Annotated in this window: 21 protein-coding genes and 1 pseudogene; 6 read left to right on the top strand and 16 right to left on the bottom strand. The window is 66.3% G+C overall.

The window, feature by feature from the left end; genetic code table 11:
- Positions 1–103: 103 nt before the first annotated feature.
- Positions 104–1654, bottom strand: a pseudogene (locus ACOQPH_RS14055) (thiamine pyrophosphate-dependent enzyme); the annotation flags it as partial.
- A 417-nt stretch (positions 1655–2071) separates the two neighbouring features.
- On the opposite strand from ACOQPH_RS14055, the gene ACOQPH_RS14060 reads away from it, so the two are divergent.
- From ACOQPH_RS14060 to ACOQPH_RS14070, 3 genes are all read left to right on the top strand, one after another.
- Positions 2072–3355: an ATP-binding protein gene (locus tag ACOQPH_RS14060; protein WP_420621993.1), complete on the top strand. Its 1284-nt coding sequence runs from the start codon at positions 2072–2074 to the stop codon at positions 3353–3355.
- A 44-nt stretch (positions 3356–3399) separates the two neighbouring features.
- On the top strand, positions 3400–3681 hold the full coding sequence (locus ACOQPH_RS14065) for an HNH endonuclease (RefSeq protein ID WP_420621994.1): 282 nt from the start codon (positions 3400–3402) through the stop codon (positions 3679–3681).
- Positions 3682–3764: 83 nt separating this feature from the next.
- Positions 3765–4046: a hypothetical protein gene (locus tag ACOQPH_RS14070; RefSeq protein WP_420621995.1), complete on the top strand. Its 282-nt coding sequence runs from the start codon at positions 3765–3767 to the stop codon at positions 4044–4046.
- 239 nt (positions 4047–4285) lie between these two features.
- On the opposite strand, the gene ACOQPH_RS14075 is transcribed toward ACOQPH_RS14070, so the two are convergent.
- The 5 genes from ACOQPH_RS14075 to ACOQPH_RS14095 all read right to left on the bottom strand — a co-directional run bounded on the left by ACOQPH_RS14075 (position 4286) and on the right by ACOQPH_RS14095 (position 9082).
- Positions 4286–4441, bottom strand: a complete 156-nt coding sequence (locus ACOQPH_RS14075; protein ID WP_420621996.1) for a hypothetical protein — start codon at positions 4439–4441, stop codon at positions 4286–4288.
- A 151-nt stretch (positions 4442–4592) separates the two neighbouring features.
- Positions 4593–4979, bottom strand: coding sequence for a hypothetical protein (locus ACOQPH_RS14080; RefSeq protein WP_420621997.1), 387 nt, complete (start codon positions 4977–4979; stop codon positions 4593–4595).
- Between the two features lie 94 nt (positions 4980–5073).
- On the bottom strand, positions 5074–6651 hold the full coding sequence (gene guaA / locus ACOQPH_RS14085; RefSeq protein WP_420621998.1) for a glutamine-hydrolyzing GMP synthase: 1578 nt from the start codon (positions 6649–6651) through the stop codon (positions 5074–5076).
- Positions 6652–6788: 137 nt separating this feature from the next.
- Positions 6789–8342 carry a sensor histidine kinase gene (locus ACOQPH_RS14090; RefSeq protein ID WP_420621999.1) on the bottom strand — a complete coding sequence of 518 codons (1554 nt, stop codon included), beginning with the start codon at positions 8340–8342 and terminating at the stop codon, positions 6789–6791.
- Positions 8343–8392: 50 nt separating this feature from the next.
- Positions 8393–9082 (bottom strand): response regulator, encoded by a 690-nt coding sequence (locus ACOQPH_RS14095; RefSeq protein WP_420622000.1) that lies wholly within the window; start codon positions 9080–9082, stop codon positions 8393–8395.
- A gap of 319 nt (positions 9083–9401) precedes the next feature.
- Here ACOQPH_RS14095 and ACOQPH_RS14100 point away from each other — a divergent pair, with 319 nt between their 5' ends.
- Entirely contained in the window at positions 9402–9731 is a 330-nt protein-coding gene (locus tag ACOQPH_RS14100; protein ID WP_420622001.1) for a hypothetical protein, read from the top strand.
- A 404-nt stretch (positions 9732–10135) separates the two neighbouring features.
- Here the strand turns inward: ACOQPH_RS14100 and groL are convergent, their stop codons facing one another.
- The 10 genes from groL to ACOQPH_RS14150 all read right to left on the bottom strand — a co-directional run bounded on the left by groL (position 10136) and on the right by ACOQPH_RS14150 (position 21941).
- Positions 10136–11791: a chaperonin GroEL gene (groL, locus tag ACOQPH_RS14105; RefSeq protein WP_420622002.1), complete on the bottom strand. Its 1656-nt coding sequence runs from the start codon at positions 11789–11791 to the stop codon at positions 10136–10138.
- A gap of 34 nt (positions 11792–11825) precedes the next feature.
- Positions 11826–12116: a co-chaperone GroES gene (gene groES, locus ACOQPH_RS14110; RefSeq protein ID WP_419554702.1), complete on the bottom strand. Its 291-nt coding sequence runs from the start codon at positions 12114–12116 to the stop codon at positions 11826–11828.
- A 157-nt stretch (positions 12117–12273) separates the two neighbouring features.
- Positions 12274–13281 (bottom strand): tRNA (adenosine(37)-N6)-threonylcarbamoyltransferase complex transferase subunit TsaD, encoded by a 1008-nt coding sequence (gene tsaD / locus ACOQPH_RS14115; RefSeq protein WP_420622003.1) that lies wholly within the window; start codon positions 13279–13281, stop codon positions 12274–12276.
- Entirely contained in the window at positions 13278–13895 is a 618-nt protein-coding gene (rimI, locus tag ACOQPH_RS14120; RefSeq protein ID WP_420622004.1) for a ribosomal protein S18-alanine N-acetyltransferase, read from the bottom strand. The genes tsaD and rimI overlap by 4 nt, the downstream gene beginning before the upstream one ends.
- Entirely contained in the window at positions 13892–14584 is a 693-nt protein-coding gene (tsaB, locus tag ACOQPH_RS14125) for a tRNA (adenosine(37)-N6)-threonylcarbamoyltransferase complex dimerization subunit type 1 TsaB (RefSeq protein WP_420622005.1), read from the bottom strand. Before tsaB ends, rimI begins: the two co-directional genes overlap by 4 nt.
- Positions 14584–15087 (bottom strand): tRNA (adenosine(37)-N6)-threonylcarbamoyltransferase complex ATPase subunit type 1 TsaE, encoded by a 504-nt coding sequence (gene tsaE / locus ACOQPH_RS14130; RefSeq protein ID WP_420622006.1) that lies wholly within the window; start codon positions 15085–15087, stop codon positions 14584–14586. Before tsaE ends, tsaB begins: the two co-directional genes overlap by 1 nt.
- A 12-nt stretch (positions 15088–15099) precedes the next feature.
- Positions 15100–16326 (bottom strand): alanine racemase, encoded by a 1227-nt coding sequence (gene alr / locus ACOQPH_RS14135; protein ID WP_420622007.1) that lies wholly within the window; start codon positions 16324–16326, stop codon positions 15100–15102.
- On the bottom strand, positions 16323–17768 hold the full coding sequence (locus tag ACOQPH_RS14140) for an NAD(P)H-hydrate dehydratase (RefSeq protein WP_420622008.1): 1446 nt from the start codon (positions 17766–17768) through the stop codon (positions 16323–16325). Before ACOQPH_RS14140 ends, alr begins: the two co-directional genes overlap by 4 nt.
- A gap of 60 nt (positions 17769–17828) precedes the next feature.
- Entirely contained in the window at positions 17829–18173 is a 345-nt protein-coding gene (locus ACOQPH_RS14145) for a holo-ACP synthase (RefSeq protein ID WP_420624356.1), read from the bottom strand.
- A gap of 36 nt (positions 18174–18209) precedes the next feature.
- Complete coding sequence (locus ACOQPH_RS14150; RefSeq protein WP_420622009.1) at positions 18210–21941, bottom strand: SIS domain-containing protein; 3732 nt, start codon at positions 21939–21941, stop codon at positions 18210–18212.
- Between the two features lie 624 nt (positions 21942–22565).
- Between ACOQPH_RS14150 and ACOQPH_RS14155 the strand changes: the two genes are divergently transcribed.
- Positions 22566–22688, top strand: coding sequence for a hypothetical protein (locus tag ACOQPH_RS14155; protein WP_420622010.1), 123 nt, complete (start codon positions 22566–22568; stop codon positions 22686–22688).
- A 307-nt stretch (positions 22689–22995) separates the two neighbouring features.
- On the top strand, positions 22996–23919 hold the full coding sequence (locus tag ACOQPH_RS14160; protein WP_420622011.1) for a catechol 2,3-dioxygenase: 924 nt from the start codon (positions 22996–22998) through the stop codon (positions 23917–23919).
- Positions 23920–23945 lie beyond the last annotated feature (26 nt).

The following is a 23945-nucleotide window of genomic DNA, read 5'->3' on the forward strand; positions in this document are numbered from 1 at the left end:
CGGGACGGGCGCTAACGATCGGGTTGCTGGCCCCGGACGCGGGCAAGACGATGTGCGGCCACGGGAAGGGCACCTCGCCGAAGGGCACCTCGATCACGGTCGACTCATCGGAGCTCAACGCTTCGCGCAGGCACGGGCGCAATTCGTCGGGCGTGCTCGCCCGCATGCCCCTGACGCCGAAGGAATCCGCCAGCTTCACGAAGTCCGGGCTCGTGAGATCGCTGGCGATGACCCGGCCATCGAAGCGCTCCCGCTGGATCCGGCGAACGTTGCCGTAGGCATGGTCGTTGAACACGATCGTCGTCAGCGGGATCCGGTGGTGCACCGCGGTCGCCAGCTCGTTGATGGTGAACAGGGCTCCACCGTCGCCGACGATCGACAGCACCGGCACGTCGCGCCGGGCATGTGCTGCCCCCAGCGCCGTGGCGAATCCGTAACCCAGCGTCCCCTGGTACCCCGCACTGAGGAACGTCCTCGGCCGGTACACGTCGAACCCGAGCCAGGACACATAGCCGCACTGGGTCATCTCGTCTACGAAGATCCCCTCGGGCGGCAATTCGGCCCGGATGGCACCGAGCCAGCCATATTGGGGCGCGAGCGCCGCGGCGGTGGCGGATTCGGCATCGGCCCGCGCGATCTCGAGTTCGGCTCGCCACTCCGAACGCTCAGCCTGCGTGGTACCGAGCGCATCGGCAAGCAAGGGCAGCGCGTCGGCGAGATCGGCATGGATGCCCACGGTCGGAGGTCCGAAGCGGCCGATCTCATCGGCGTCGATGTCGATGTGGACGACTTTGAGATCGTCGTCGACGCCCCACGTGGACTGCTGCATGGCCATCCGGGTGCCCAGCCCGATCACCACGTCGACCCGCGGCCAGAGCTGGTAGGCGGTCGGCGTGGTGATGCTCAGCGGGTGATCCGAGGACACCACACCGCGCCCGCTTCGGAAGGCGACGACCGGCGCAGACAGCCGCTCGGCGATTCGGGTGACGTGCTCCGAGCACTCCTGTGCGCCACCGCCCACGACGATCATCGGCCGCTCTGCGACGGCCATGAGCTGCGCCGCCTCGACGACGGCTGCTTGGTCAGGCTCCGGGCCTGGGCGCACCGGGGCAACGAGATCACCGGGTGCGGATTCGACTGTCGCGTTCCAGATGTCGGTCGGAACCTCCACACCGACCGGCCCTTGCCGCCCCGAGCGCAGGGCGGTCATGGCGCGCTGCAGCACAGCGGGGGCGCCCGCACCGTCGCTGATGCGCTCGGCGTGGCGGGTGAGCCGCTGCAGCACGCCGAACTGATCGGGCAGTTCGTGCAGGGCGCCGTAACCCTGACCGATCGACGCAGTCGCGATCTCGCTGACCAACCCCAGCACCGGCGCGTTGGTGGCATACGCCGTGCTAAGTGCCGCAGCGGTGTTCAGCAGACCTGGCCCCGGCACCACGCAGAATGCCTGGGGCTCGCCTGTTGCCAGCGCCGCGCCGAGCGCCATGTAGGCCGCGCCCTGCTCGTGCCGCGTTTGGATCGGTGCCACGGCGTCGCGGCGGTCGTACAGCGCATTGAGGAACGGGTCGTTCTGCACCCCCGGCAGGCAGTACAAGTCGGTGAAGCCGTTCGCGATGAGCGACTCGACCGTCAAGCTCGCAACCGTGTTCGCCATGGATCCCCTCCGGACCGAGGCGACCGTACCCGACGCTGCTGTTCCGGCCTCAGACAGCCAACTCCGGCCCGAGTCTCAGGTTCAGATCCTCGCTGCCCAGTGGGATTGATGGATCGGCCGCTTCGACGAGCGCCGGTTGCGGCGCCAGACTGAAGCCGTCAGACCCCCTCGGGCATTGAGGTGGCGCTGTGGCCTCGCGCAGCCGACCCGACAGTTCCCGCTCAACCAGCCTCGTGCCGTCATGGCGGAAGGTGGCTGATGAGAACTCGACTTCCAATTGGCACTCGCCTGAGCCGGACCGGAGAGAATGATGGGAGCCTGATCGTTAGCCCGGTCGTGTGCAGACGTCCACGTAGTGTGCGTGCAACATTCTCAATAGCAGGCATGCAAAATTCAATTTAACGCTAGCCTTGCTGCATGGAGACGGAAGCGGTCGCCCACATCGCCCGTCATCTCAGCGTCCATGTCGATGACGCGCTCACAGGATTCCGGGTCGTCGTCCTCCACGGAGCGCGTCAATCGGGCAAGACGACACTGGCGCAGCGAGCGGCACAACGCGCAGGCGGTACCTACCTCACGCTCGAAGATCCGCAGATCCTGCGATCGGCGCTCGACGACCCGATCGCGCTGTTAGAGGGCTGGCCGATGCCGCTGGCCGTCGATGAGATCCAAGTCGCCGGCGACCGGCTAGTCAAGGCGGTCAAGCGCCTCGTCGATGCCGATCAGACACCGGGCCGCTACTTGCTGACCGGCTCTTCTCACTTCCTCACCGTTCCGACCATCAGCGAATCACTCGCGGGACGGGCTCGCCTGCTACGACTCTCGCCGCTATCGCAAGCCGAGTGCGCCCAAACCGCGACTCCGCCGCTCGACGCATGGATGGAGCGAGCCGGCGCCGCCCGCGTGCCCACCCAGCACGGCGCGGCGCCTCCGCCGACCCGCCGTGACTACACGCGCCTGATTTGCACCGGCGGCTATCCCGAGGTCCTTCGGCTGCCGGACCGGCTTCGAACCGGCTGGTTCGAGAGCTACATCGAGACGGTCGTCGAGCGCGACATCACAGCGCTCGCCGACATCCGACGCGCCACAGCGCTGCTTCCGCTGCTTCGATGGACTGCGGCCCAGACGTCGCAGGAATTGATCGTCGCTGAGGCATCGAGACGGCTCGGCATCGGCCAGCCCACCGTGATCGCCTACCTCGAGCGGCTCCGCACGGTGTTCTTCGTTCACGAGCTGCCAGCTTGGTCACGGAACCTGTCAGCACGGGCTGTCCGGCGACCCAAGCTCCATGTCTCCGACACCGGCCTCGCTGCCCACCTGCTCGGTGTCGATGCCGATGCGTTGCTCGTACCGACATCGCGAGCACTCGGTCCGCTGACCGAGTCATTCGTGGTGGCCGAGATTGCCCGCCAAGCCGCTAGCTCGGCGAGTCGCCTCAGCCTGTGGCACTTCCGAGATGCCCGCCATGAGGTGAACCTGATACTCGAGCGGCCCGATGGCTCGATCGTCGCCGTGGAAGTGAAGGCCAGCAGTTCGCCCTCGCCACGGGCCGCAGACCACCTCCGATGGCTTCGAGACCGCCTCGACGACACTGCGCCGGGCACCTTCACCGGAGGCGTGCTGCTGCACATGGGCGAACACCATCTCAGCCTCGGAGACCGGCTCAGCATGTGGCCGATCTCGTCGCTCTGGACCACCTGAGTCTCTCTCCCAGCTTGAGCGGCCGGTGGTTGCAGTCCTTGTCAATGCCCGCCAAGCGAACCCGCAAGAGCTACCAGAACCGCCGCTGTGCGTACTGCGGTGCTCCGCTGCGTGACGGCGTTCGTACCCGCGACCACGTGTACCCCCGCAGCCGCGGAGGGACGAACCGGCGCGGCAACCTCATACCGGCGTGCCGCGAGTGCAACGCGTCCAAGGGAGACATGGCGCCGGGGCAGTGGCTCGCTTCGGGAAAGGTAACCGAGGTGATGCGGGAGAACGGCGAGTATTGGCGGCGTCGACGATTCAGACGCTCTCTCGGCGTTTAGATCACTCCAAGGACTGAGATCAGAGCGCGCCACTCAAGGACCAGCTGATCGTCACCCTGGTCATGGAATGCGATACTCCAGCTATGTCAACGGATCTTGAGCACTGGCAGCGCGTCATCCTCGACTTCGCTGCCAATCAGACCACGTCACAGACGCCCGCCGAGGTCAAGCGACGCCTCGGGCGGTGGGTCAAGCACTGCCTGTCGGAGAACATTGATCCCACTCGGCGGGACGAGCCAGCGGTGAACATCTGGGTCAGCCAGCTCACCCTGTTAACCAAACCCGGCACGCTGATGGCTCCCAGCACGCAAGCCAAGTACAAGCAGATCCTCCGAGCGTGGTTCGCTTGGTGGGCAATCGGATGACGGCGGCAAGGGCTCCATGCCCGCGCCATTCATTCGTCAGGATCACGCCGATGCGCTACCAGCGATGTGTCGCTCGAACATCACAGGGGCTCCCGCGCTGAACGGTCAACGCGTCCGGATCGACAGGAACCTCGACCCTGTCAGCGGTGATTCCTGCATTGCTGACGTGCACGCGATGCCTCGTCCTGCCGACTTGATTGGGCACCATCACATGACTCAGGTTGGCATGCCGGTAGCGCCTACCAATCGCAATCAACCAATGGCATCTCATAGATGACGTAATCGGCGACGTGCCATTCGAAGGTGCTGACGCCGTAGAACCAGTCGATGGTCAGGCTGGTGCCGGAACGCAGTGCTGCGACGAAGTCTCGGCGGTTCGACTTCGGAAGGAACACCCCACGAACAGTCGGTTCGCCAGAAGCCTTCACCAAGGCTTGCCAATGCACATTCGTGGAAGATTCCTGACCCCCACCTCGATAGCGCCCTGACGAGTTTCCCGGGGCGTCCGGTCGCCAAGCAAACTCTCCTTCACCAAGATCTGCCTGATCACCTACGAACACGCTCAGCACGTCTTCGTAGCAACTCAAGAAGATCATTGCGCCCCCGTCGTCGCTGATCATCGTCGCCCTCGAGATCAGATCGCCGAAGGGGTCGGTTCCCCTCTGCGGTATCCAGCCGGGTTGGCTCGGACACAGGTCCGAGCGCTTGGCGGTCGATCCGTCCCAGCAGACGAATGGAGGCCTCGTCGTCGTCGTGGTTGCGATCGCTGCAGTGGCGGTCGTGGTTGCGGCAGGTGCAACGGTGGTCGCCGTCGTATTCGGCGGCGCAGCAGTCGTGGTGGTGCTGGGTGGGATGGAAGTTCGGATCGGTTGTGCCGTCGCCGCTGGCACGCCCGAAGCCTCGGTAGGTATGGGATGTATCGCTGTCGCGCAAGCCAGCGATGTCAACGTGAGCATGCAGATCGACACAATTGCGAACCCTCTCACCACCGCGTCGCCCGTCCTTGTGCGCGCATTCACACCAGCGCCTATTCCCATTCGATGGTGCCGGGGGGCTTGGAGGTGATGTCGTAGACGACCCGGTTCACGCCGGGCACCTCGTTGACGATCCGCGACGAAATGGTTTCGAGCAGATCGTGGGGCAGGCGAGCCCAGTCTGCGGTCATCGCATCCTCGCTGGTGACAGCCCGCACGATGATGGGGCGGGCGTAGGTGCGCTCGTCGCCCATCACGCCGACGCTGCGGATGTCGGCCAGCACGGCAAACCCCTGCCACACCTCGCCGTCGAGTCCGGCCTTCGAGATCTCTTCGCGCACGATGACGTCGGCAGCCCGCACCGTCTCGACGGCTTCGGGTGTGACCTCGCCCACGATGCGCACGCCTAGGCCCGGCCCCGGGAACGGCTGGCGCTGCACGATCTCGGGCGGCAGGCCCAACTCGGTGCCCACGGCACGAACCTCGTCTTTGAACAGGTTTCGCAACGGCTCCACGAGCTCGAAGGTCATGTCTTCGGGCAGCCCGCCGACGTTGTGGTGACTCTTGATCTTCGCCGCGGTTGGCGAGCCGGATTCGATCACGTCGGGATAGAGCGTTCCCTGCACCAGGAAGCGCGCATCGGTGATGCCACCCGCGGCTCGCTCGAAGATGCGCACGAATTTCTCGCCGATGATCTTGCGCTTGTCCTCAGGATCGGTCACCCCCGTCAGCGCCTCGAAGAACTCGTCGGCAGCCCGCTCGTGGATCAGCTCGATCCCCTGTGTGCGACGGAACGTCTCGGTGACCTGCTCGCCTTCGCCGGCCCGCATCAGCCCCGTGTCCACAAACACGCACGTGAGCTGGCTGCCGATGGCCCGCTGGGTCAGCGCGGCGGCCACGGCACTGTCCACGCCGCCCGACAGCCCACAGATTGCCCGTGCCGAGCCGACCTGAGCCCGGATGGCCTCGACGCTCTCGGTGATGACATTGGTCATCGTCCACTCGGAGTTGATCCGGCACACCTCGTGCAGGAAGCGCTCCAGCTGGGTCTGCCCGCTCGGGGTGTGAGCCACCTCAGGGTGGTACTGCACTCCGTAGAAGCGCCGCTGGGAATCCTCGATCACCGCGGCCGGGCTGTCGGGCGTCGTGCCCGTCACCACGAAGCCATCGGGAGGCTCGGTCACCGCATCGAAGTGCGACATCCACACCGACTGCGTCGAGGGTTCTCCCGGAGACGAGCCGTCGAGCAACTCCGATGCGGCGTCGGAGCGGCTCAGCGTGGTGCGCCCGTATTCGCCCCGCCCGCTGCGGTCCACCCGACCGCCGAGGTCGCGGGCCAGCAGCTGCGATCCGTAGCAGATGCCCAGGATCGGAACGCCCAGCTCGTACACGCCCGAGTCGATGCCGGGGGCGCCGTCCACGTGCACCGAGGCCGGCCCGCCGCTGAAGATGATGGCCGCGGGCGAGCGCTCGGCCAGCTCGGCAGCGCTCGACGAGTGAGGAACGATCTCGGAATAGACCTGCGCCTCGCGCACCCGCCGCGCAATCAGCTGCGCATACTGCGCGCCGAAATCCACCACGAGGACCGTCGGGTGGGCGACCGAGCTGGCCGCCGGCGAGTGTGGGGGCATAGGTCCGGCGTCGCAGCTGCGCCAAGTTCGGGAAAACAACGAGGCTACCGCTGAGCCTTCGCCTCACCGTGGGATTCGACGCCTGCGGGGTGCCGACGTCTCGCTCGGCTGCTCAGCGTCGCTCGCGGCGGCTGGATTCAAGGGTCGAGCCGCGGGATTCGCAGGGTCAGTGTGGAACCGACACCAAACGTGCTCGATGCTGTGAGTGAGCCGCCATGAGCGTGAGCGAGTTCCCGGCTGATCGCCAGACCTAGTCCGATGCCGCCGGTGCTGCGCGACCGGGAGTGGTCGGCTCGGTAGAAGCGGTCGAAGATGTGGGGCAGATGGTGTGCCGATATGCCTTCGCCGGTGTCTTTGACCGTGACGACTGTTGCACCGTGGGTCTGCGCGACTGAGACGGAGACGGAGCCTGCTGGCGGTGTGTGGCGTATGGCGTTTGTGATCAGGTTGTTGAGGATCTGTCGGATGCGTTCGGGATCGAGCAGCCCGATCCGCCCGGGTGCCGGATCCCCGCTCAGGACAACCCCTGCCGCGTCCGCGGCTGGTTGGTGGGCGACGACGGCTCTGTGGACCAGGTCTGCGACGTCGACTGGCTCGAGGTTGAGGGACCCCGACTCGGCCTCGGATAGCTGTTGCAGGTCCTGGACCAGCGTTGCGATGAGGTTGGCTTCTTCCTGCAGCGATGCGATCGTTGCCCGGTCGGCGTCGATGAGGCCGTCCTCGATACCTTCCAAATAGCCCGTGAGGTTCGCGAGCGGGGAGCGAAGCTCGTGGGCTACGTCGTTGGTGAGGGTCTTGCGTGCTTGGTGTTCGGCATGTAGCGATGCGGCAAGGCTGTTGATCGAGTCGCCGAGCCTGGCGATCTCGTCGATGCCGCCGACCTGGACGCGTGAGTCGAGGTCACCTGAGCGCACTCGGTCGGCCGCACGAGTGACGGCATCGAGTCGCCGGGTGAGGCGCCGCGAGATAGCAACCGCGGAGATGGCTGCTGCGGCGATAACAATTCCGATCGCCACCCAGAACGTGTTTGATCGCAGTGAGGTTGCGAGCGGGTCGTTGCTGTCGTCGCCGTAGCCGATGAAGAGCCGCACGGGCTCAACGTCAAGATGCTCCTGCTCAGGGTCCCGGCCTGCGGTGTCCAATGTGAAGTCCCGGTGGAGATAGAACTCGCCGTCACCCACTCCGCGCCCTTTCAGGCACGATGTCGCAATGTCGGATTCTGCTGGGGTCAGTGAGCGGTCGGGCCTTGGGACGTCGAGGCCGTCCGTCTCGTCTCGGCCAAGCTGGTAGGGCACGTCGGCCTGGTCGAAGCACTCGCGGAGCCACACCATCTCAAGGGCCGACTGCAGCAGGGATGCGTCCAACCGGCCGTAGTTGATCAGGCTGTCGGTTGGATCGATGACGGATGATTGACTCGGCAGGGGGGCAGCAGCGCCGCCGATCTCGACGGCTGTGTCAACAAGGACCTCTCCGGTGAGGGTGGCGACAACGATGCGTTCGTCGTGGCGACGGGCGAGTTCGATGACGGTATCTTCGATTCCGTTCCACCCCTGAAACTGGATGCCGTGGTTGGCAATGGCATCACGTATCTCCAGTTCTGCGTCGAGGTTGCGTGTGATCTCGGATCGGAGTCCTCGCTCGGCCAGGCGCTCGACGAGAAGGGCGGTCACCACGATGGAGACGACTGCCACCAATGCAACTCCAAGCGCGACCCGGATCGAGAGGCGACGAGCGACAGCCCTCACGGGCTGCCGCTGTCGTCGAGCTTGTAGCCGACCCCGAACACCGTAACGATGTAGGAGGGGTTGGTCGGGTCGGGCTCGAGCTTCTTTCGCAGGTTGCCGACATGGACGTCGATCGTTCGCTCCAGACCCTCATAGTCGAAGCCGAGAGCGGCTTCGAGAAGTCCCGTTCGGCTGAACACCCGTCCCGGTCGCTTGGCGAGAGCCACGAGGATCGCGAACTCGCGGGGGGTGCAGTCCACGCTCAGTCCGTCCCTCGTGACCTCATGGCGGTCGAGATCAATGTGCAGTCCTCGCACAGCGAGCTCACTGGGAGCGTCGGCGCGGCCGGCGCGGCGCAGAATGGCCTTCACCCTGACCACCAACTCGCGGGGGCTGAAGGGCTTGACTATATAGTCGTCGGCACCGAGTTCGAGGCCGTGGAGCATGTCGTGTTCGGCCGAGCGAGCTGTCAGCATCACGATGGGCACCTGCGACTCGCGGCGCAAGATCCTGCACACATCGAGGCCGTCGATCCCCGGCATCATGATGTCGAGAAGCACCAGGTCTGGCTGACGGCGTCGCGCCTGAGCGAGGGTCTCGCTTCCAGTGTTCGACACCACCACCGCAAATCCCGCCTGCTGGAGGTAGACGCGGATGAGGCCAGCCTGTTTCGGGTCGTCCTCCGCGACCAGAATCCGTCCTCTCATGCTCCTCGCCTCCCCTGTCGTCGCCGCAGTTGTGCAGGCCGACTCAGTGTTGGCCCGCCCTTGCTGTGAGCGGGACTGATCAAGGATGCCTTCATCCTCATCAAGGAATCGTGTAGGTCAAACCGCTACCACAAGCTCCCCGGCTTCGGCGACGGCAGCGGGCTAGCCGATGCGATCTTTGTCGATCTTGTCCGGTATGTGACGTCATCTTCATCACCGCTTTATACGGGGTCGTTACCTTGCCGAGGGAAGCAACCACCAACACAGAAAAGGAGCTTCAATGCCTTCCCTCTCAACTCGAACACGAACGGCGGCTGCGGTGACCGTCGCTGCACTGACCTTGGCCCTCGCCGCGACTCAAGCCAACGCCGCGCAAGCGTCGGACTCGCCGCCTTCGATCGAGTCGCAGTCGAGCCCCACCGAGGCTGGCGTCGCCCTCGAACCCGGCGGGGTCGACGTCACCGGCATGATCGGTGATGGGGTGTCCACTGACCCGAACGATCCCGAGAAGGTCCGCCCAAACGCCGCGCTCTACGAGACGCTCGATGAGCAGGCTGACAGCGGCAGCTTCGAGCTGCCCGACATCGATCCGGAAACGGTCCAAGACGATCACCTCTTCGAGGACCTCGACGAGCAGGCCGGCTCCTGAAATCGCCTGCCTGACCGAGCCGGCGGTGCCGACCGACATGATGAGCTACCCGAAGGCACCACGGCTCGGGCCATCGTCGCCGCCGCCCTAGGAGGGTGGTCGGAAAGTCGCATTTCGGCCGTTTGGTGAACGCGAAACCACAGGTCAGAGACTTGCGGTCTGGGTCTGACACCTATTGCCGACCACCCTCCTAGCCAGCCAGCACGGCTCCACTACTTCGACGATCAGCCTCTCGAGGAACTTCTCGACTTGTCCCGATAGTCAGGCTCCGAGTATCTGCCGCGACGGTCACACAGCCTTGTCGCTGGACCTTCGGCGCTCTGCGGGATACGGCACCCGGAAATGACACAGGGCCGGCGAATCCGCCGACCCTGTGCGTGCGTTGTAGAGAGAAGTAGCGGGAGCTACATCATCCCGCCCATGCCACCCATGCCGCCCATGCCGCCCATGGCAGCAGCAGCGGCAGCAGCGGCTGCGGGGTCAGCCTCCTCGGGCTTGTCGGTAACCAGCGTCTCGGTCGTGAGCAGCAGGGCCGCGATCGACGCCGCGTTCTGCAGCGCCGCACGGACCACCTTCGCCGGGTCGATCACACCAGCGGCAACCAGGTCTTCAAACTTGCCGGTATCGGCATTGAAGCCCGTGTTGCCTTCGGCCTGCTCGATCTGCTGGACGATCACGGCGCCCTCGTAGCCGGCATTCTGCGCAATCTGGCGGCTGGGGCTTTCGAGCGCCCGGTGCACCATGCGGGCCCCGGTGGCTTCATCGCCATCGAGGTCCAGCGCTGTGACAGCGGCACGAGCCCGCAGCAGCACGGTGCCGCCACCAGGCACGATGCCTTCTTCGATGGCGGCACGGGTCGCCGACACGGCGTCCTCGATGCGGTGCTTCTTTTCCTTGAGTTCGACCTCGGTGGCCGCGCCGACCTGGATCACCGCCACGCCGCCAGCCAGCTTCGCCAGCCGTTCCTGCAGCTTCTCGCGATCCCAATCGGAGTCGGTGTCGTCGATCTCGCGCTTGATCTGCACCACGCGACCCTCAACGTCGCCGGACCCGCCGCCGCCGTCCACGATGGTGGTCTCGTCCTTGGTGATGATCACCTTGCGGGCGGTGCCGAGCAGATCGACCGTGGTGTTCTCCAGCTTCAGGCCCACCTCTTCAGAGATGACCTCACCGCCGGTGAGGATGGCCATGTCGGCCAGCATCGCCTTACGACGCTCGCCGAAGCCGGGGGCCTTTATCGCCGCCGATGAGAACGTGCCGCGGATCTTGTTGACCACCAACGTTGCCAGCGCTTCGCCCTCGACATCCTCGGCGATGATCACAAGGCCCTTTCCTGCCTGCATCACCTTCTCGAGCACGGGGACCAGCTCGGTCACCGAGCCGATCTTGCCGTTCACGAACAGCAGGTAGGGATCGTCGAAGACGGCCTCCTGGCGGTCGGGATCGGTCACGAAGTAGGGCGACAGGAAGCCCTTGTCGAACTGCATGCCCTCGGTGAATTCGAGGTCTACGCCGAACGTGTTGGATTCCTCGACCGAGATGACGCCGTCCTTGCCGACCCTGTCGAAAGCCTCGGCGAGCGTCTCGCCAATCGTGCTGTCCGCAGACGAGATGCCAGCCACGCTGGCAATCTTGTCCTTGTCATCGGACACGTCGATGGCCATGGCGCCCATGGAGTCGACGGCTGCAGCAACAGCGGCCTCGATGCCCCGCTTGAGCTCCATCGGGTTGGCGCCGGCTGCCACGTTGCGCAAGCCCTCGCGTACCATTGCATGGGCCAGCACCGTCGCGGTGGTCGTGCCGTCGCCAGCGACGTCGTTGGTCTTGGTGGCGACCTCCTTCACCAGCTGCGCACCCATGTTCTCGAACGGGTCGCTGAGCTCGATCTCACGGGCGATGCTCACGCCGTCATTGGTGATGGTCGGCGCCCCGAACGACTTCTCGAGCACGACGTTGCGGCCCTTGGGGCCCAGCGTCACCTTGACAGCGTCGGCCAGCTTGTTGACACCAGCTTCAAGGCCGCGGCGGGCCTCCTCGCTGAACTTCAGAATCTTCGGCATGTGTTGGTTCTCTTTCTTGTCGTCGCGTAGTGAGTTAGGCGACGACGGCCAGGACGTCGCGAGCGCTCAGGATGAGCAGGTCCTCGCCGGCCACGGTGATCTCGGTACCGCCGTACTTGCTGTAGACGACGGTGTCGCCGACGCCGACGTCCATCTGGATGATCTCGCCCGAATGGTCGGAACGCTTGCCGGGGCCGACCGCAAGTACCTCGCCCTGCTGGGGCTTTTCCTTGGCGGTGTCGGGGATGACGAGCCCGCTGGCGGTGGTCTCCTCTGCGTCGCTGGGACGCACGACGATTCGGTCCTCAAGTGGCTTCAGGTTCATGGTCGGATGTGCCTCCTGTGGCTCATGACGGGTCCAATTGGACTGCCCGGCAGCACTTAGCACTCTCACCGGGCGAGTGCTAACGATACGAGCCCAGGGAACGGGCCACAACCTCCCAGACACCCGATTTCGACGGGTCTGACGGCGGCGCCGTGGTTCAGACTTGGAAGTCGATCCGCAGGTTTGGATCGGCGCCGCTGTCGAGGGCTGACGGGCCGTCGCTGGCCAGTCGATACCAGGCGGTCGCGGCGATCATCGCTGCGTTGTCAGTGCACATCGCACGGCTGGGCAGGTAGGCGTTGAGGCCGTCTTCCATGCAGATGTCGAGCGTGCGTTCGCGCAGAGCGCTGTTGGCCGCCACGCCGCCGGCCAGGCAGATGCCCGCGGCGCCGACATCGCGAGCTGCCCGGCGAGCCTTGTGGGTCAGCACATCGACCACGCAGGCTTGGAACGATGCCGCAACGTCGGCGGTGTCAACCTCCGGGTGCACTCGCACCCAGTTGATAACCGCGGTCTTGATGCCCGAGAACGAAAACTCGTAGCCGTCGTCCAGCATGGCTCTCGTCAGCGGAACCGCAGTGGGGTCTCCGTCGGTTGCCAAACGGTCGATGGCAGGACCGCCCGGGTAACCCAGCCCGAGGTAGCGGGCGATTTTGTCGAAGGCTTCCCCAGCTGCGTCGTCGCGGGTGGCGCCCAGCAGGCGATAGCGCCCGTGGCCTTCGAACGTGACCAGCATCGTGTGCCCGCCCGAGACCAGCAGGGTGACGAGCGGGAACTGGACCTCGGCGTCGTGTTCGTCGAGCAATGCTGCGTACAGGTGCGCCTCGTGGTGATTGATGCCGATGTAGGGGACATCCCACACGAGCGCCAGCGCTTTGGCGGCAGCTACACCCACGAGCAGGCTGCCGATGAGGCCGGGGCCGCAGGTGGCCGCCACGGCGTCGATGTCGCTGTCGGCCGCGCCGGCTTCCACCAGCGCTTCGGCCACCACCGGGGTGATGAGCGCTTCGTGGGCGCGCCCGGCGATCTCGGGCACGACGCCGCCGTAGCGGGCGTGCAGGTCCACCTGGCTGCTGACGATGCTCGAACGCACTTCGCGGCCATCGTCGACGACTGCCGCAGCCGTCTCGTCGCAGGACGTCTCGATGCCCAAGATGGTCGTCATTGCGGCTGTGCCCCTGACGTCGTGACACCCAGACTGGCCGCGATGGCGTCAAGGCGATGGCCGTGCTCTGCGCTGTCGATGTCGTGGCACCACATCACCAAGGCATCCTCACGCCTGCCGTCGGGTCCGTCCCGGTAGTAGTCCGAGCGCGTTCCGACGGGCGCATAGCCGAACCGGCGGTACAGCCGTTGCGCCGCAGCGTTCGACGCCCGCACCTCCAGCGTCAACGCTTCCAGCCCGTTGATGCGGCGGGCTTGTTGATGCAGTTCCAGCAGCAGCCGCGCACCCACGCCGCTGCCCTGGCACTCGGGATGGACGGCCACCGAGGTGATGTGACCCTCGCCGGCGACGATCATGAAGCCGCCGTAGCCGACGACTCCGGTAGAGCGACCACCCGGTCCGACCGTGGCGGCCACGCGGTACACCCGGTCACCCTCGTGGCGCAGCTCATCTAGATAGAGCGACATCGACCAGGGTCGCGGGTACACCAACTGGTCGATGCGCCTGATGTCACGCAGGTGCTTGCGGGTCATCGGGCAGATGAGCACTCGTCGGGCGGCGGCCGCTCCTCCAGCGGCTCGGGCTGGAGCGTTCGGCGCGGAACGGATGCTCACGAACGCTCCCGCTGCTGCCAGTTGATACGGGCGTCAGGGGCACGCAGGTACAGCGGCACGATCTCCGACGGGCTGACGAACTCCTCGCGCAGCGCCCGGGCGTGCGCCAGCTCCACTAGTGCGCCGGCATTCGGATGGCGCAGGCCTTCCCGGCCGATCTCGGCGCCTCTCACCGCACCGAGCTCGTCCGCGTAGCGCTCGGCCCCATCGCCGACGATCAGGGTCTCCTGGCCGAGTGCCATCAGTTGTCCTGCAACATCGGCGGGCTGGTCGACTGCCGGAGCACTCAGGAGCTGGATGCCGCCGGGTGCGCGCCGGTAGGTGGCGTAGAAGATCTCACCCCGGCGGGCGTCCACCGTCGAGACGATCAGCCGATCGCTGAACCGTGCCGGGAACGCGGTGAGGTCGAGACTTGAAACGCCGATCATCGGGATTCGGCAGGCGTGCGCTATGGCCTTCGCTGTGGCCAGCCCCACCCGCAGGCCGGTGAACAGGCCCGGGCCGATGTCCACCGCCACGAGGCCCAGCTGGGACAGCTTCATCTGTGCCTGTTCGCACAGGAACTGGATCGCCGGGACGAGCGTCTCTGCGTGACGCCGGTCGCGGGTGGTGTGGAACGAGGCGATGATGCCCTCGTGCCCGCCGATGGCCACGCCGACCTGGGGCGTCGCAGTCTCGATGCCGAGCACTAACACCTCTCGACTCCCGAGGGGCTGTGCACGTGCCACGCCTCGGCGAGCGCGCTGGCGCGTGCCTGCCAACTGGGACCGACGGTATCGACGTCGAACATGCGGATGTCCGGGTGCTCTCTAGGACTCGCGAGACTGATCCGTACCCGCAGGAAATCTCGCGGCAGCTCAGGAATGACGACCTCGCCCCATTCCACGCACACCACAGCGTCGTCGTCGAGCAGCTCGGGCAGGTCCAGGTCGAGCACCTCACCGAGATTGTCAAGCCGGTAGACGTCGAGGTGATGCAGCCGCATCCGTCCCTGGAAGCTCTGCGCCAAGGTGAAGGTGGGGCTGGTGACCTGCTCGGTGACTCCCAGGGCTGCCGCCAGCCCCTGAGTGAAGACGGTCTTGCCGGCCCCGAGGTCGCCTGAGAGCAGCACCACGTCGCCGGGGCGCAGCAGCGGCTCAAGCGCTGCGGCGATCTCCCGTGTCGCTTCGGCACTCGTCGTCCGGAACTGCATAACGGAGCTTGTCTAGCGCGCCTCGCCAGTGACGGGACCGCATTGGGGGGCATCTGTGCGGCGGTAAACGCGGGGGACGCGCAATGAGATCCCCGTAAGCACTTCGTAGGGGCTGCGTTCAGACCATCGAGCAAGATCGGCGATGGTGATGCGCTCGTCGCCGTGGGTGCCCACGAGGGTGACGCGGTCGCCGTTGTAGGCCCTGGAATCGCCGATGTTCACCATCGTCTGGTCCATGCAGACATGGCCGACGACGGGGTGCGGGACGCCGTCGATGAGCACGCTTGCCCCCTCTCCCGTCGATCCAGATCCGAGCGAGCGGGCATAGCCGTCGGCATATCCCACCGGCAGGGTGATCACCCGGGTCTGTTGGGGCGCGGTCCAGGTGCTGCCGTAGCCGACAGACGCTCCGGCTGGCACGACCTTGAAGTAGACGACCTCGCTGTGCCATGTCATCACGGGTTCGGTCGGCAAGGCGGCCGCAATCTCGGGCTTCGGGGAGACCCCGTACAGCGCGATGCCGGGGCGCACGCGGTCGAGATGTGCTTCGGGCAGGCGAGCTATCGCTGCGGAGGCGGCCATGTGGCGCACCGGGGTCGGCAGCGAGCGCCGCTCGTAGAAGCTCACCGCTTCGCTGAAGCGATCCAGCTGTGTGCGGGCGTCCGAGAGCTCGGCGGCATCGGCGTTGGCGAAGTGGCTGAACACGCCTTCGATGCGCACCGAGTCACAGCGCAGTGAGGCCTCGATCAGACGGTCGGCGTTGTAGTGGTGGATGCCGATGCGCTCCATGCCGGTGTCGATCTTGAGATGCGCCCGGGCGGTACAGCCCGCGGCAGCAGCTGCTTCGTCGATCTGGCGCAGCTTCTCCACCGACGGTGCCGTGAGGATCAGGTCATGGGTAACGAACAGCGGGATCTGCCGCTTGACGGCGCCGCCGAGGACATGAATGTCGATGGTGACGCCTGCGGCGCGCAGCGCCAGCGCTTCCTCGACGTACGCGACGGCCACGCAGGACACGCCGGCCCCCTGCAACGCAAGCCCGACTGGCGCGATGCCGTGGCCATAGGCGTTGGCCTTGACGACGGGCACCACCTCCGAGCTGCCGACATGTCGACGGATCGTGGCCAGGTTGCGGTCGAGCGCGCCGAGGTCGATGTCACACCAGGTGGGACGCATCTGTGATGCGTCGCTTGGAGGCAGGTGCAAGTCGGCGGCGTCGGCCATTGCGTCGATGGTCATGGACGCTTGCGATCCGCCGACGCGTCGGTCAACTCGGCTCTGGCGGCTACGAGCAGGTCAACCTGCGCGCTCGCAAGCAGTGGCATCGAGCCGGTGACTCCCCCCACAGTCGCGATGCTGGCTGTTCGGCCGTGCCAGTGCGCCGCTGCGGCAACGCTTGCTGCAATGTCGTCGAGATCGCGGCCCGGAGCCTCGCCCGCCAGCACTGCGGCGATCACGCCGGAGAGCACGTCGCCCGAGCCAGCGGTCGCCAGACGCTCGGTGCCCGACGTGACAGCCAGCACAGTCGACGATCCAGATTCGCTCGGGGGCACAGACACGAGTGTTGTCGGCCCCTTCAGCAGCACGATGACGCCAAGCGCGCCAGCGGCTTGACGCACCGCATCGAATCGGTCAGCCGCGGGTGGGCCGCCAGCGAGCCGGGCGAATTCCCCCTCGTGCGGCGTGAGGACGGTGGGCGCAGTTCGCGCACACAGGCACTCGGGATGGTCCCCAACAGCCGAAAGGGCGTCGGCATCGACAACCAACGGCACCGGGCACTCGGAGATGAAGCGAGCCATCTGGGCCGATGCCGTGGGGTCGGTGCCGATGCCAGGACCGATGACAGCTGCGTCGAAGCGTTCGATGCCCTCAAGTGAGGTTTCTGCCCAGTTGCCAGGTCGAAGGTCGCGAGCGACCGCCTCGGCAGGCCGAGCCACGTCGGCCGCGCGCAGGCCCGGCGAGCTGATGACGACCATGCCCGCTCCCGTCTGCTGGGCGGCTGCGCACACGAGATGGCCGGCGCCGCGCATCTGCGGCGAACCCGCGATGACCCGCACGGCTCGGCGCCACTTGTGCGCTGTCGGCCCCGGGCCCCGCAGCGCCATGTCGGCATCGGCGTCAGTGACGAGCCACGACGTTGCCCCGCTGGTGTCGAGGCCGATGGGTGCCAGCTGCACCTCGCCGGCGGCTGCAGCGCCGGGATGCAGCAGCAAGCCTGGCTTGAACGCCCCGAACGTGATGGTCGACGTCGCCGGCCAGCAGCCATAGTCCTCGCCGGTCAGCGCGTCGATGCCTGACGGGATGTCGACTGCCAGCACGGGCACAGGCGGCGGACGATCCGCGCCCCACGATCCGCGCAAGCCCGTTCCGTACGCCGCATCGATCACGAGGTCCCACGGCGCCGAGGCTCCTGGGGCAGCATTGGCCGCTGCGACAAGTTCGAGTGCCTCGGTCGGCATTACGGTGCGACAGCGAACACCCCATCGCTCCAGCGCCGTTGCCGCCACCCGACCGTCTGCCCCGTTGTTGCCCTTGCCGACGGCCACAAGGACCCGGCGCCCGTACGTGCCACCCATCATCCGGCGGGCCTCGATGGCAACAGCCGCGCCGGCGCGGGAAACGAGCACGTCGGTGCCCTCGGGCGCGGCCGCGTCGATCTTGGCCATCTCGGCCGGTGTCACGATCGGGATCATGGCGTCAGCTGCCCGCCGGCTCGCAGCCGCCCGCACACCGGCGCTCGCTCATTGCGCCAGCACCATGGCCGCTGCCACCGAGTCGGTGTGGGTGAGCGTGACCTGCCAGTCAGACAGTCCTGCGGCTGCCGCCCGCTCGGCCGCAAGTCCCCGCAGCACCAGTTCGGGGCGGCCGCCGGGGTGGCGTGCCACTTCGATGTCGCGGAAGCGGCAAGCGCCCAAGCCGATGCCCAGCACTTTCATGACTGCCTCCTTCGCAGCAAACCGAGCGGCGAGGCGGGTGTCGGGATCCACCGTTCCCATGGCGTAGGAGAGCTCCGCTTCGGTGAACAGACGGGTGCGCATGCCGCTGCGCCGCTCGAGCACATCGGCGAAGCGCTGGACGTCCACCATGTCGAGCCCGATTGTGGTGCTCACCCGATCACGGTCCTAGTCACCCGGTCCGCCTCCGGCGGACGTGTCTGATGCTCCGCCTCCGGCGGACGTGTCTGATGCTCCGCCTCCGGCGGACGTGTCTGATGCTCCGCCTCCGGCGGACGTTGCCGGCTGGCCCAGCCAGTGCTCTGCGAGCACATACACCGGGCGGGTCAGCAGATCGAAGACGTCGAGCGTTCCGAGCAGGTCGTCACGGAACCACGGCAGAGTTTCGGTGACCGCGTCGGCAAGCGCACCGTAACGGCCCCGGTAGCTCATCAGCACTGCCCGCATCGCTGGCGCCCGCAGTCGCGGAACGAAGCGGCAGTGCAGCAGCGTCAGCCCGGTTGCCGTGCCGTCCTTGGTCTCAGGAATGTGGAGCACCGTGCGGCCATCGCTGCCGCGGGCCACGGTGACTTCCCGCTCGTAGGCGGCACGGTGCTTGCTGCCGCGCAGCTGCGGATTGGCCACCGTGCGCGACTCGATGCCCAGCGCGGTGCCGCCGCGGTCGGTCAGCCAGATCGTGACCTCGGGACTGCTGGCCGACGCCACGTCGCCTTCGATGCGGTAGCGCGACCAACCGGTGACCTCCGCCACGGCGAGGTCCAGTGCAGCCAGGGTGCGCAGGGTCGCGTACGACAGCCGATCCCGCGGGCCCCCAGCCTCAAGCGCCGCCGCCACCAGCATCGAGTCGAGCAGTGTCTCATCGGCTCGCGAGATGCCCACCGTGACGGTCTTGGCCTGGTGCTTGATGGTGTCAATCGGCCGGGTGAGCTCGTCGATGGCGATGTTCAGGGCATCGGTGAGGTCGTCGATGACGACCGAGGGTCTGCCTACCTTGCCCATGTCAAGTTGGTACATCTCGAGCGGCGCCACCCCTGCTGCGTAGCGCAGCACCGCACCGAGGCGAGCGGCAGTGCCGGCCCGCAGGTGGCCGTCGTAGTTTCCGGCGCGCACACCGTCGCGGAAGCGATTGGCCGCCGGACGCAGTCGCTCCGCCAGCACGTCGAGCAGATCGTCGTCGGGGCCCTGGGTCGCGAGCAGTGACTCGGTGGCTGCGCGCATCTCGTGCAGCGGATCGGCGAGGGCGTCGATGGTCAGTGCCGCCTCGTAGCCGTACAGGTGGCCTGCAGCCGTCGCGAGAACGAAGTCCACTGCGGGGTGCACCGCGGGAACTTCCAGCAGTTCTGCCGCCGCATCGAAGCGGCCGGTTCCAGCGGATGCAATGACGATCGGTGTGGCCCGGTGCGCCCGGTAGATCGCCACCTCCTTGGCAGCGTCGGCGGCGACCGAGCCGCTGAGCCCCGTAGCGCACACCCAGATGAGCGGTTCGCACGAGAGGTCGATGTGTTTCTTGTCCTCGGTGCTGTCCTCGGCAACGGCGTGGTAGCAGACCTCGGAGAGCTTGATACGGATCTCACGCGATGCGATCCGGTTGGCGCCGTTGCCCACCACTGCCCAGTGGCGGTGGGTACCCACGTGGCGACGAGCGATCCGGGCGATCTCATCGTGTGACGCCAACACCACCTCGAGCGCCGCCGGAAGCTCGCCCAGTGCATCGAGCAGTTCGCTGATGGCCCGCGCCGTTTGGGCGTCGTCGGGGCGAACCTCGGCGGCAATGGCGCCGGCGAGCAGCGCGCAGGCCGCAACCTGTGCGTAGAACGCCTTGGTGGACGCCACCGACATCTCGACGTCGCGCCCGTCCGACGTGTAGAGCACGCCGTCGGATCGATCGGTCAGGTCGCTGCCGCGCCGGTTCACGATGGCGATGACCGTTGCTCCCCGCGAACGCGCCAAGTCGACGGTGCGATTCGTATCGGTGGTGGTGCCCGATTGGCTGACTGCCACGACGAGCGTGTCCGACAGGTCCGAGCGCAGGCCGAAACCGCTGAGCTCGGAGGCGAGCGATGCCACGGTTTCGAGGTTTTGTTGGGTGTGCGACGGTTCGAGCAACGTCTCACAGAAGTGCGGCAGCGACGCCGCGGCCGCGGCCGCAGTTCCTTGGCCGATGGCGACGACCCGGCGGATGGAGCCGTCACGCAGACGGTCTCGCACGTCAGCCGGCATCACGTCGGGACCGAGACGGGAGTGCAGCAACGCGTCAGCTGTCTCAATGCGGCCACGCAATGTGGCTGTCTCAATGCGGCCACGCAATGTGGCCCGGAGCGACCTGGGCGCCTCGCGGATCTCCTTCAGCAGGAAGTGCGGGTTGTCGCCCCGGTTGATGTCGCGGGTGGTCACCTCAGCAGCGACGATGTCGTGGGGTTCGACGGGCAACTCAGTGCCGTCGTAAGAGAAACGTTGCAGGGCAGTGAACTCAGCCGCTGTGGGCTCGCCAGCCGTTGGGGGAGGCGGTGTGCCGACCAGCATGATCTGGCCCCGGCTGCCGACGGGGTTCGCCGGATCGGACGGCGTCTCGCCGTCAAGGCGGACGTACTGGCGGCATTCCTCGACCAGGCCGTACGGCTCGCTGGCAATCACGTACGACTGCCCCGCCTCGCCGACATAGAGCGCCTGGCCGCTTCCCCGCAACGCCAGCGCCACAACATCGGGCACCTGCGAGGTGTGCGCCGCAATCGCCACCGAACCCTCGAAGCTGCTGACGGCATCAGCGAAGGCTTGCCGAAGCTGCGCCGACCCCGCGGAGTCGACTCCTGCTGCGAACGCTTGGCGCAACATCGCGGGAATGACCTTGGCGTCGGTGGTTATCTCGGGCGCAATCGACAGGCGACGCTGCGCGATCAGGTCGGCGTAGTTGTCGACATCACCGTTAAGCACAGCGGCCACGTGACTGCTATCGCCCGATCCGGTCCAGGCATCGAGCGGGTGGGTATTGGGGACCGAGACGATGCCGATGCTGGCCCAGCGGGTGTGGCTCACCACCACCACCTCGGCGCCGTCAACGCACAGGGCCCAGCGCAGCAGGCTGTCCTGGCGGATCTGCGATAGCAGAGCTGCGGTGTTGTCGCCCAGTTCACCGATTTCCGAAGCGGTCTTGTAGACGAATGCGAGGCCATCGGGAGTGTTCCGCACCGTGCCGGCACCGAAGAGCGGATCCGCCAGTCGCACGCTGTGGGAGCTTGCAGTGGCGCCTTCAGCATCCGCGTCGAGGCGAGCACCCCGCACGAACACCTGCAAGCCAGCCGAGTCCCGCCCTCGAACCTCGAGCCGGTCGAGCGCAGACAGCGCGACCTGGATCGACCAGAGTCCCCCGATGGCGGTCGGCGGGGGCGTGCCACCCCACAGCCCGACAAGCTCCCGGGCCATCCGCAGGCGATCGCGTCGTAACGCGAAGGCGTGGTCCTTCAGTTCGCCCAAGGCGGCGTTGAGGCGTTCAATGCGAGCGCCCGCGCCGTCAAGCTCGCTCGCCTGCTCGTCCTGAGCGTCAGCCAGTACAGCTCCCGCATCGACAGCCCGGTCGATTGCGGCGATGTACGCATCCACGGTCGCCAGAACGGCTTCGATGTCGAGCACACACTTGGCATCATCGATCAGCAGACGGACTCCCGGCAGCGATCGCAGTGCCTCGTCGGCCTCTCGCAGCAAGGCTGCGGCAGCTTCAAGCTGCTCGGCGAGGTCGCGACGGCCAGCGTCAGCGGTCGAGGGGCCAACATCTGCGACGACTGCCAGCAGGGCCGCTGCGTCATGCAGCAGCGGTACAACAGCTGACGCTTCGAGCGCATCCCGGTCGTCGCGACGCCCGATGACAGCCACAATCCCGCACACACCAGCGAGGGTACCGAGCACCCGAACACCCTCCGGTCGAGTCGCGGTGTCTGCCCATTTGCAGCACTAGGTGCTTGATGACCTGCGGATTCCGAGAATCATCCCAGAAGATGCCTCGATCTCGGCAATGACGAGCCGATTGTCACTACGCAAGGGATCGCATTCGACGGAGATGACCTCGACATCGTTGCGACCTTCAAGCCCAGTCACGATCCAAGCGAGACCTACCCCCAGCCCGGTGCCAATTTCCAATACGCGACCACCGGGTGGAACAGCTGCTGCCAAGCAGGCGAGCAGTTGTCCCACCGACTGCTCGCACGAGTTTCCAAACCCCGCGTTCGCTGCTCGCCGCTCGGCATGCAGGACACGTTCAGGTGGATTCGAACTGGCAGTCATAGAGACATTCTCATGCACTGAGCATTCGCGGCCAATCTTGATGGCCGCCCCTCTCGGATGAACGGCTGGTTGTTGCGTAGGGACGCGTGTCCACCCCAGACTCGCCATGACTCGTGACGACCAGAGGACGACAACGGGTTTGATCGCTGCGGTCGATGAGACCGTCGCGATCGAAGCGCCATTCTCGAGTGCTTCCGCGACCAGGACGTCCGCCGGTTCGAGTATGAGTGGCACTCCAAGGCGGAGCCGTTGCTGTGGTATGCCGACGCCCTCGCCGGTGTCGTGCGAGAACAACTCAGTACGGGATCACTGCCGTACTTCGCCGACTTGAGACGCAGAGGCACCTTGGTGGAAGTCGAGTACCTGGGCTGAACATCCCCGGCGACATGCGTAAGCCCCGGCTCCCGTCCTAGACGCTCCAAGGGGAGCCTCGGACTGGCCCTCCGGGGCTTGCGGCTTCCTCTCAGAACAGTACCGAGAGACAAATTGAGCCTAGACCCCGACTACTCAGGGGTCAACGCTCGCAGCCGTGCGGTCTGCATTGATTGGCCCCCGATGTTGCCCAGACTGCAAAGTGACTGAGCGATGAAACGCAACGGGCTGAGCGTACTCAGAACGGCGGCGGGGGTTTGGGTTGCGTGATTAGATAGGTGGCAGCAACTCACAGGGGGGTTTCGCCATGGCCATTACCGGCGTCATGCGAGCTGGGTATGTGCAGGTTCGCGTCACTGACATGGATGCCAGCATCGTTCACTACCGAGACCGGATCGGCTTGTCCGTCGTCGGCACCGGTGACGACGGCCGTGTCTACCTCAAGGCATACGACGAGTTCGACCATCACAGCGTCATCCTGCGGCCCGCCGATAAGCCCGGACTGGACTTCATGGGCTTCAAAGTGCGCAACGACGACGACCTGACCGAGCTCACCGACAAGCTCTACAACCACGGCGTGGCAGTTGACCACCTCGAGCCGGGCTCGCAGCCCGCACTGGGTCGCGTCGTCAGCTTCACGATCCCGGCGGGGCACACCATCCACCTCTATTGCGAGATGGCGATCGCGGAGCGGACGCCGCCGACGCACAACCCTGACGTGTGGGACTCCGAGCCCCGGGGCATGCGGGCCACCCGCATGGACCACTGCCTGCTATATGGGCCGAACATCGCCGAGACCGTCGACCTGTTCATCGAGGTACTCGGCTTCGAGCTGGCCGAAGTGGTGGTCGCACCGGACGGCTCCTACATCGCGCCGTTCCTCACGTGCGCCAGCAAAGCCCACGACGTGGCATTCGTCCACCACGACGACCCGGGGATCTTCCACCACGTTTCGTTCTACTTGGAGAGCTGGAACGACGTCGCCCACGCTGGCGACGTCATGAGCCGGTACGACATTCCCGTGGACATCGGCCCGACCCGCCACGGCATCACCCGCGGCCAGACGATCTACTTCTGGGATCCGTCGGGCAACCGCAACGAGGTGTTCTCGGGCGGTTACATCTACTTCCCGGACAACCCCCAGCGGACCTGGGATGCCGAGCAGCTTGGCAAGGGCGTGTTCTACGTCGACCGCCGGCTCAACGAGGCGTTCCTGAACGTTTACACCTGATCAAGCGCGGCGGGACGCCGCATCTA

This window comes from Candidatus Poriferisodalis sp. (assembly GCF_965221945.1).
In the GTDB taxonomy this organism is placed as follows: domain Bacteria; phylum Actinomycetota; class Acidimicrobiia; order Acidimicrobiales; family Poriferisodalaceae; genus Poriferisodalis.

Coding starts and splice junctions, on each gene's coding strand:
- alr (WP_420622007.1), bottom strand. CDS start 16,326: ATGACCATCGACGCAATGGCCGACGCCGCCGACTTGCACCTGCCTCCA.
- guaA (WP_420621998.1), bottom strand. CDS start 6,651: ATGCCCCCACACTCGCCGGCGGCCAGCTCGGTCGCCCACCCGACGGTC.
- ACOQPH_RS14145 (WP_420624356.1), bottom strand. CDS start 18,173: ATGGTGGACGTCCAGCGCTTCGCCGATGTGCTCGAGCGGCGCAGCGGC.
- ACOQPH_RS14095 (WP_420622000.1), bottom strand. CDS start 9,082: ATGAGAGGACGGATTCTGGTCGCGGAGGACGACCCGAAACAGGCTGGC.
- ACOQPH_RS14065 (WP_420621994.1), top strand. CDS start 3,400: ATGCCCGCCAAGCGAACCCGCAAGAGCTACCAGAACCGCCGCTGTGCG.
- tsaD (WP_420622003.1), bottom strand. CDS start 13,281: ATGACGACCATCTTGGGCATCGAGACGTCCTGCGACGAGACGGCTGCG.
- ACOQPH_RS14060 (WP_420621993.1), top strand. CDS start 2,072: ATGGAGACGGAAGCGGTCGCCCACATCGCCCGTCATCTCAGCGTCCAT.
- tsaE (WP_420622006.1), bottom strand. CDS start 15,087: ATGCAGTTCCGGACGACGAGTGCCGAAGCGACACGGGAGATCGCCGCA.
- groL (WP_420622002.1), bottom strand. CDS start 11,791: ATGCCGAAGATTCTGAAGTTCAGCGAGGAGGCCCGCCGCGGCCTTGAA.
- groES (WP_419554702.1), bottom strand. CDS start 12,116: ATGAACCTGAAGCCACTTGAGGACCGAATCGTCGTGCGTCCCAGCGAC.
- ACOQPH_RS14070 (WP_420621995.1), top strand. CDS start 3,765: ATGTCAACGGATCTTGAGCACTGGCAGCGCGTCATCCTCGACTTCGCT.
- ACOQPH_RS14160 (WP_420622011.1), top strand. CDS start 22,996: ATGGCCATTACCGGCGTCATGCGAGCTGGGTATGTGCAGGTTCGCGTC.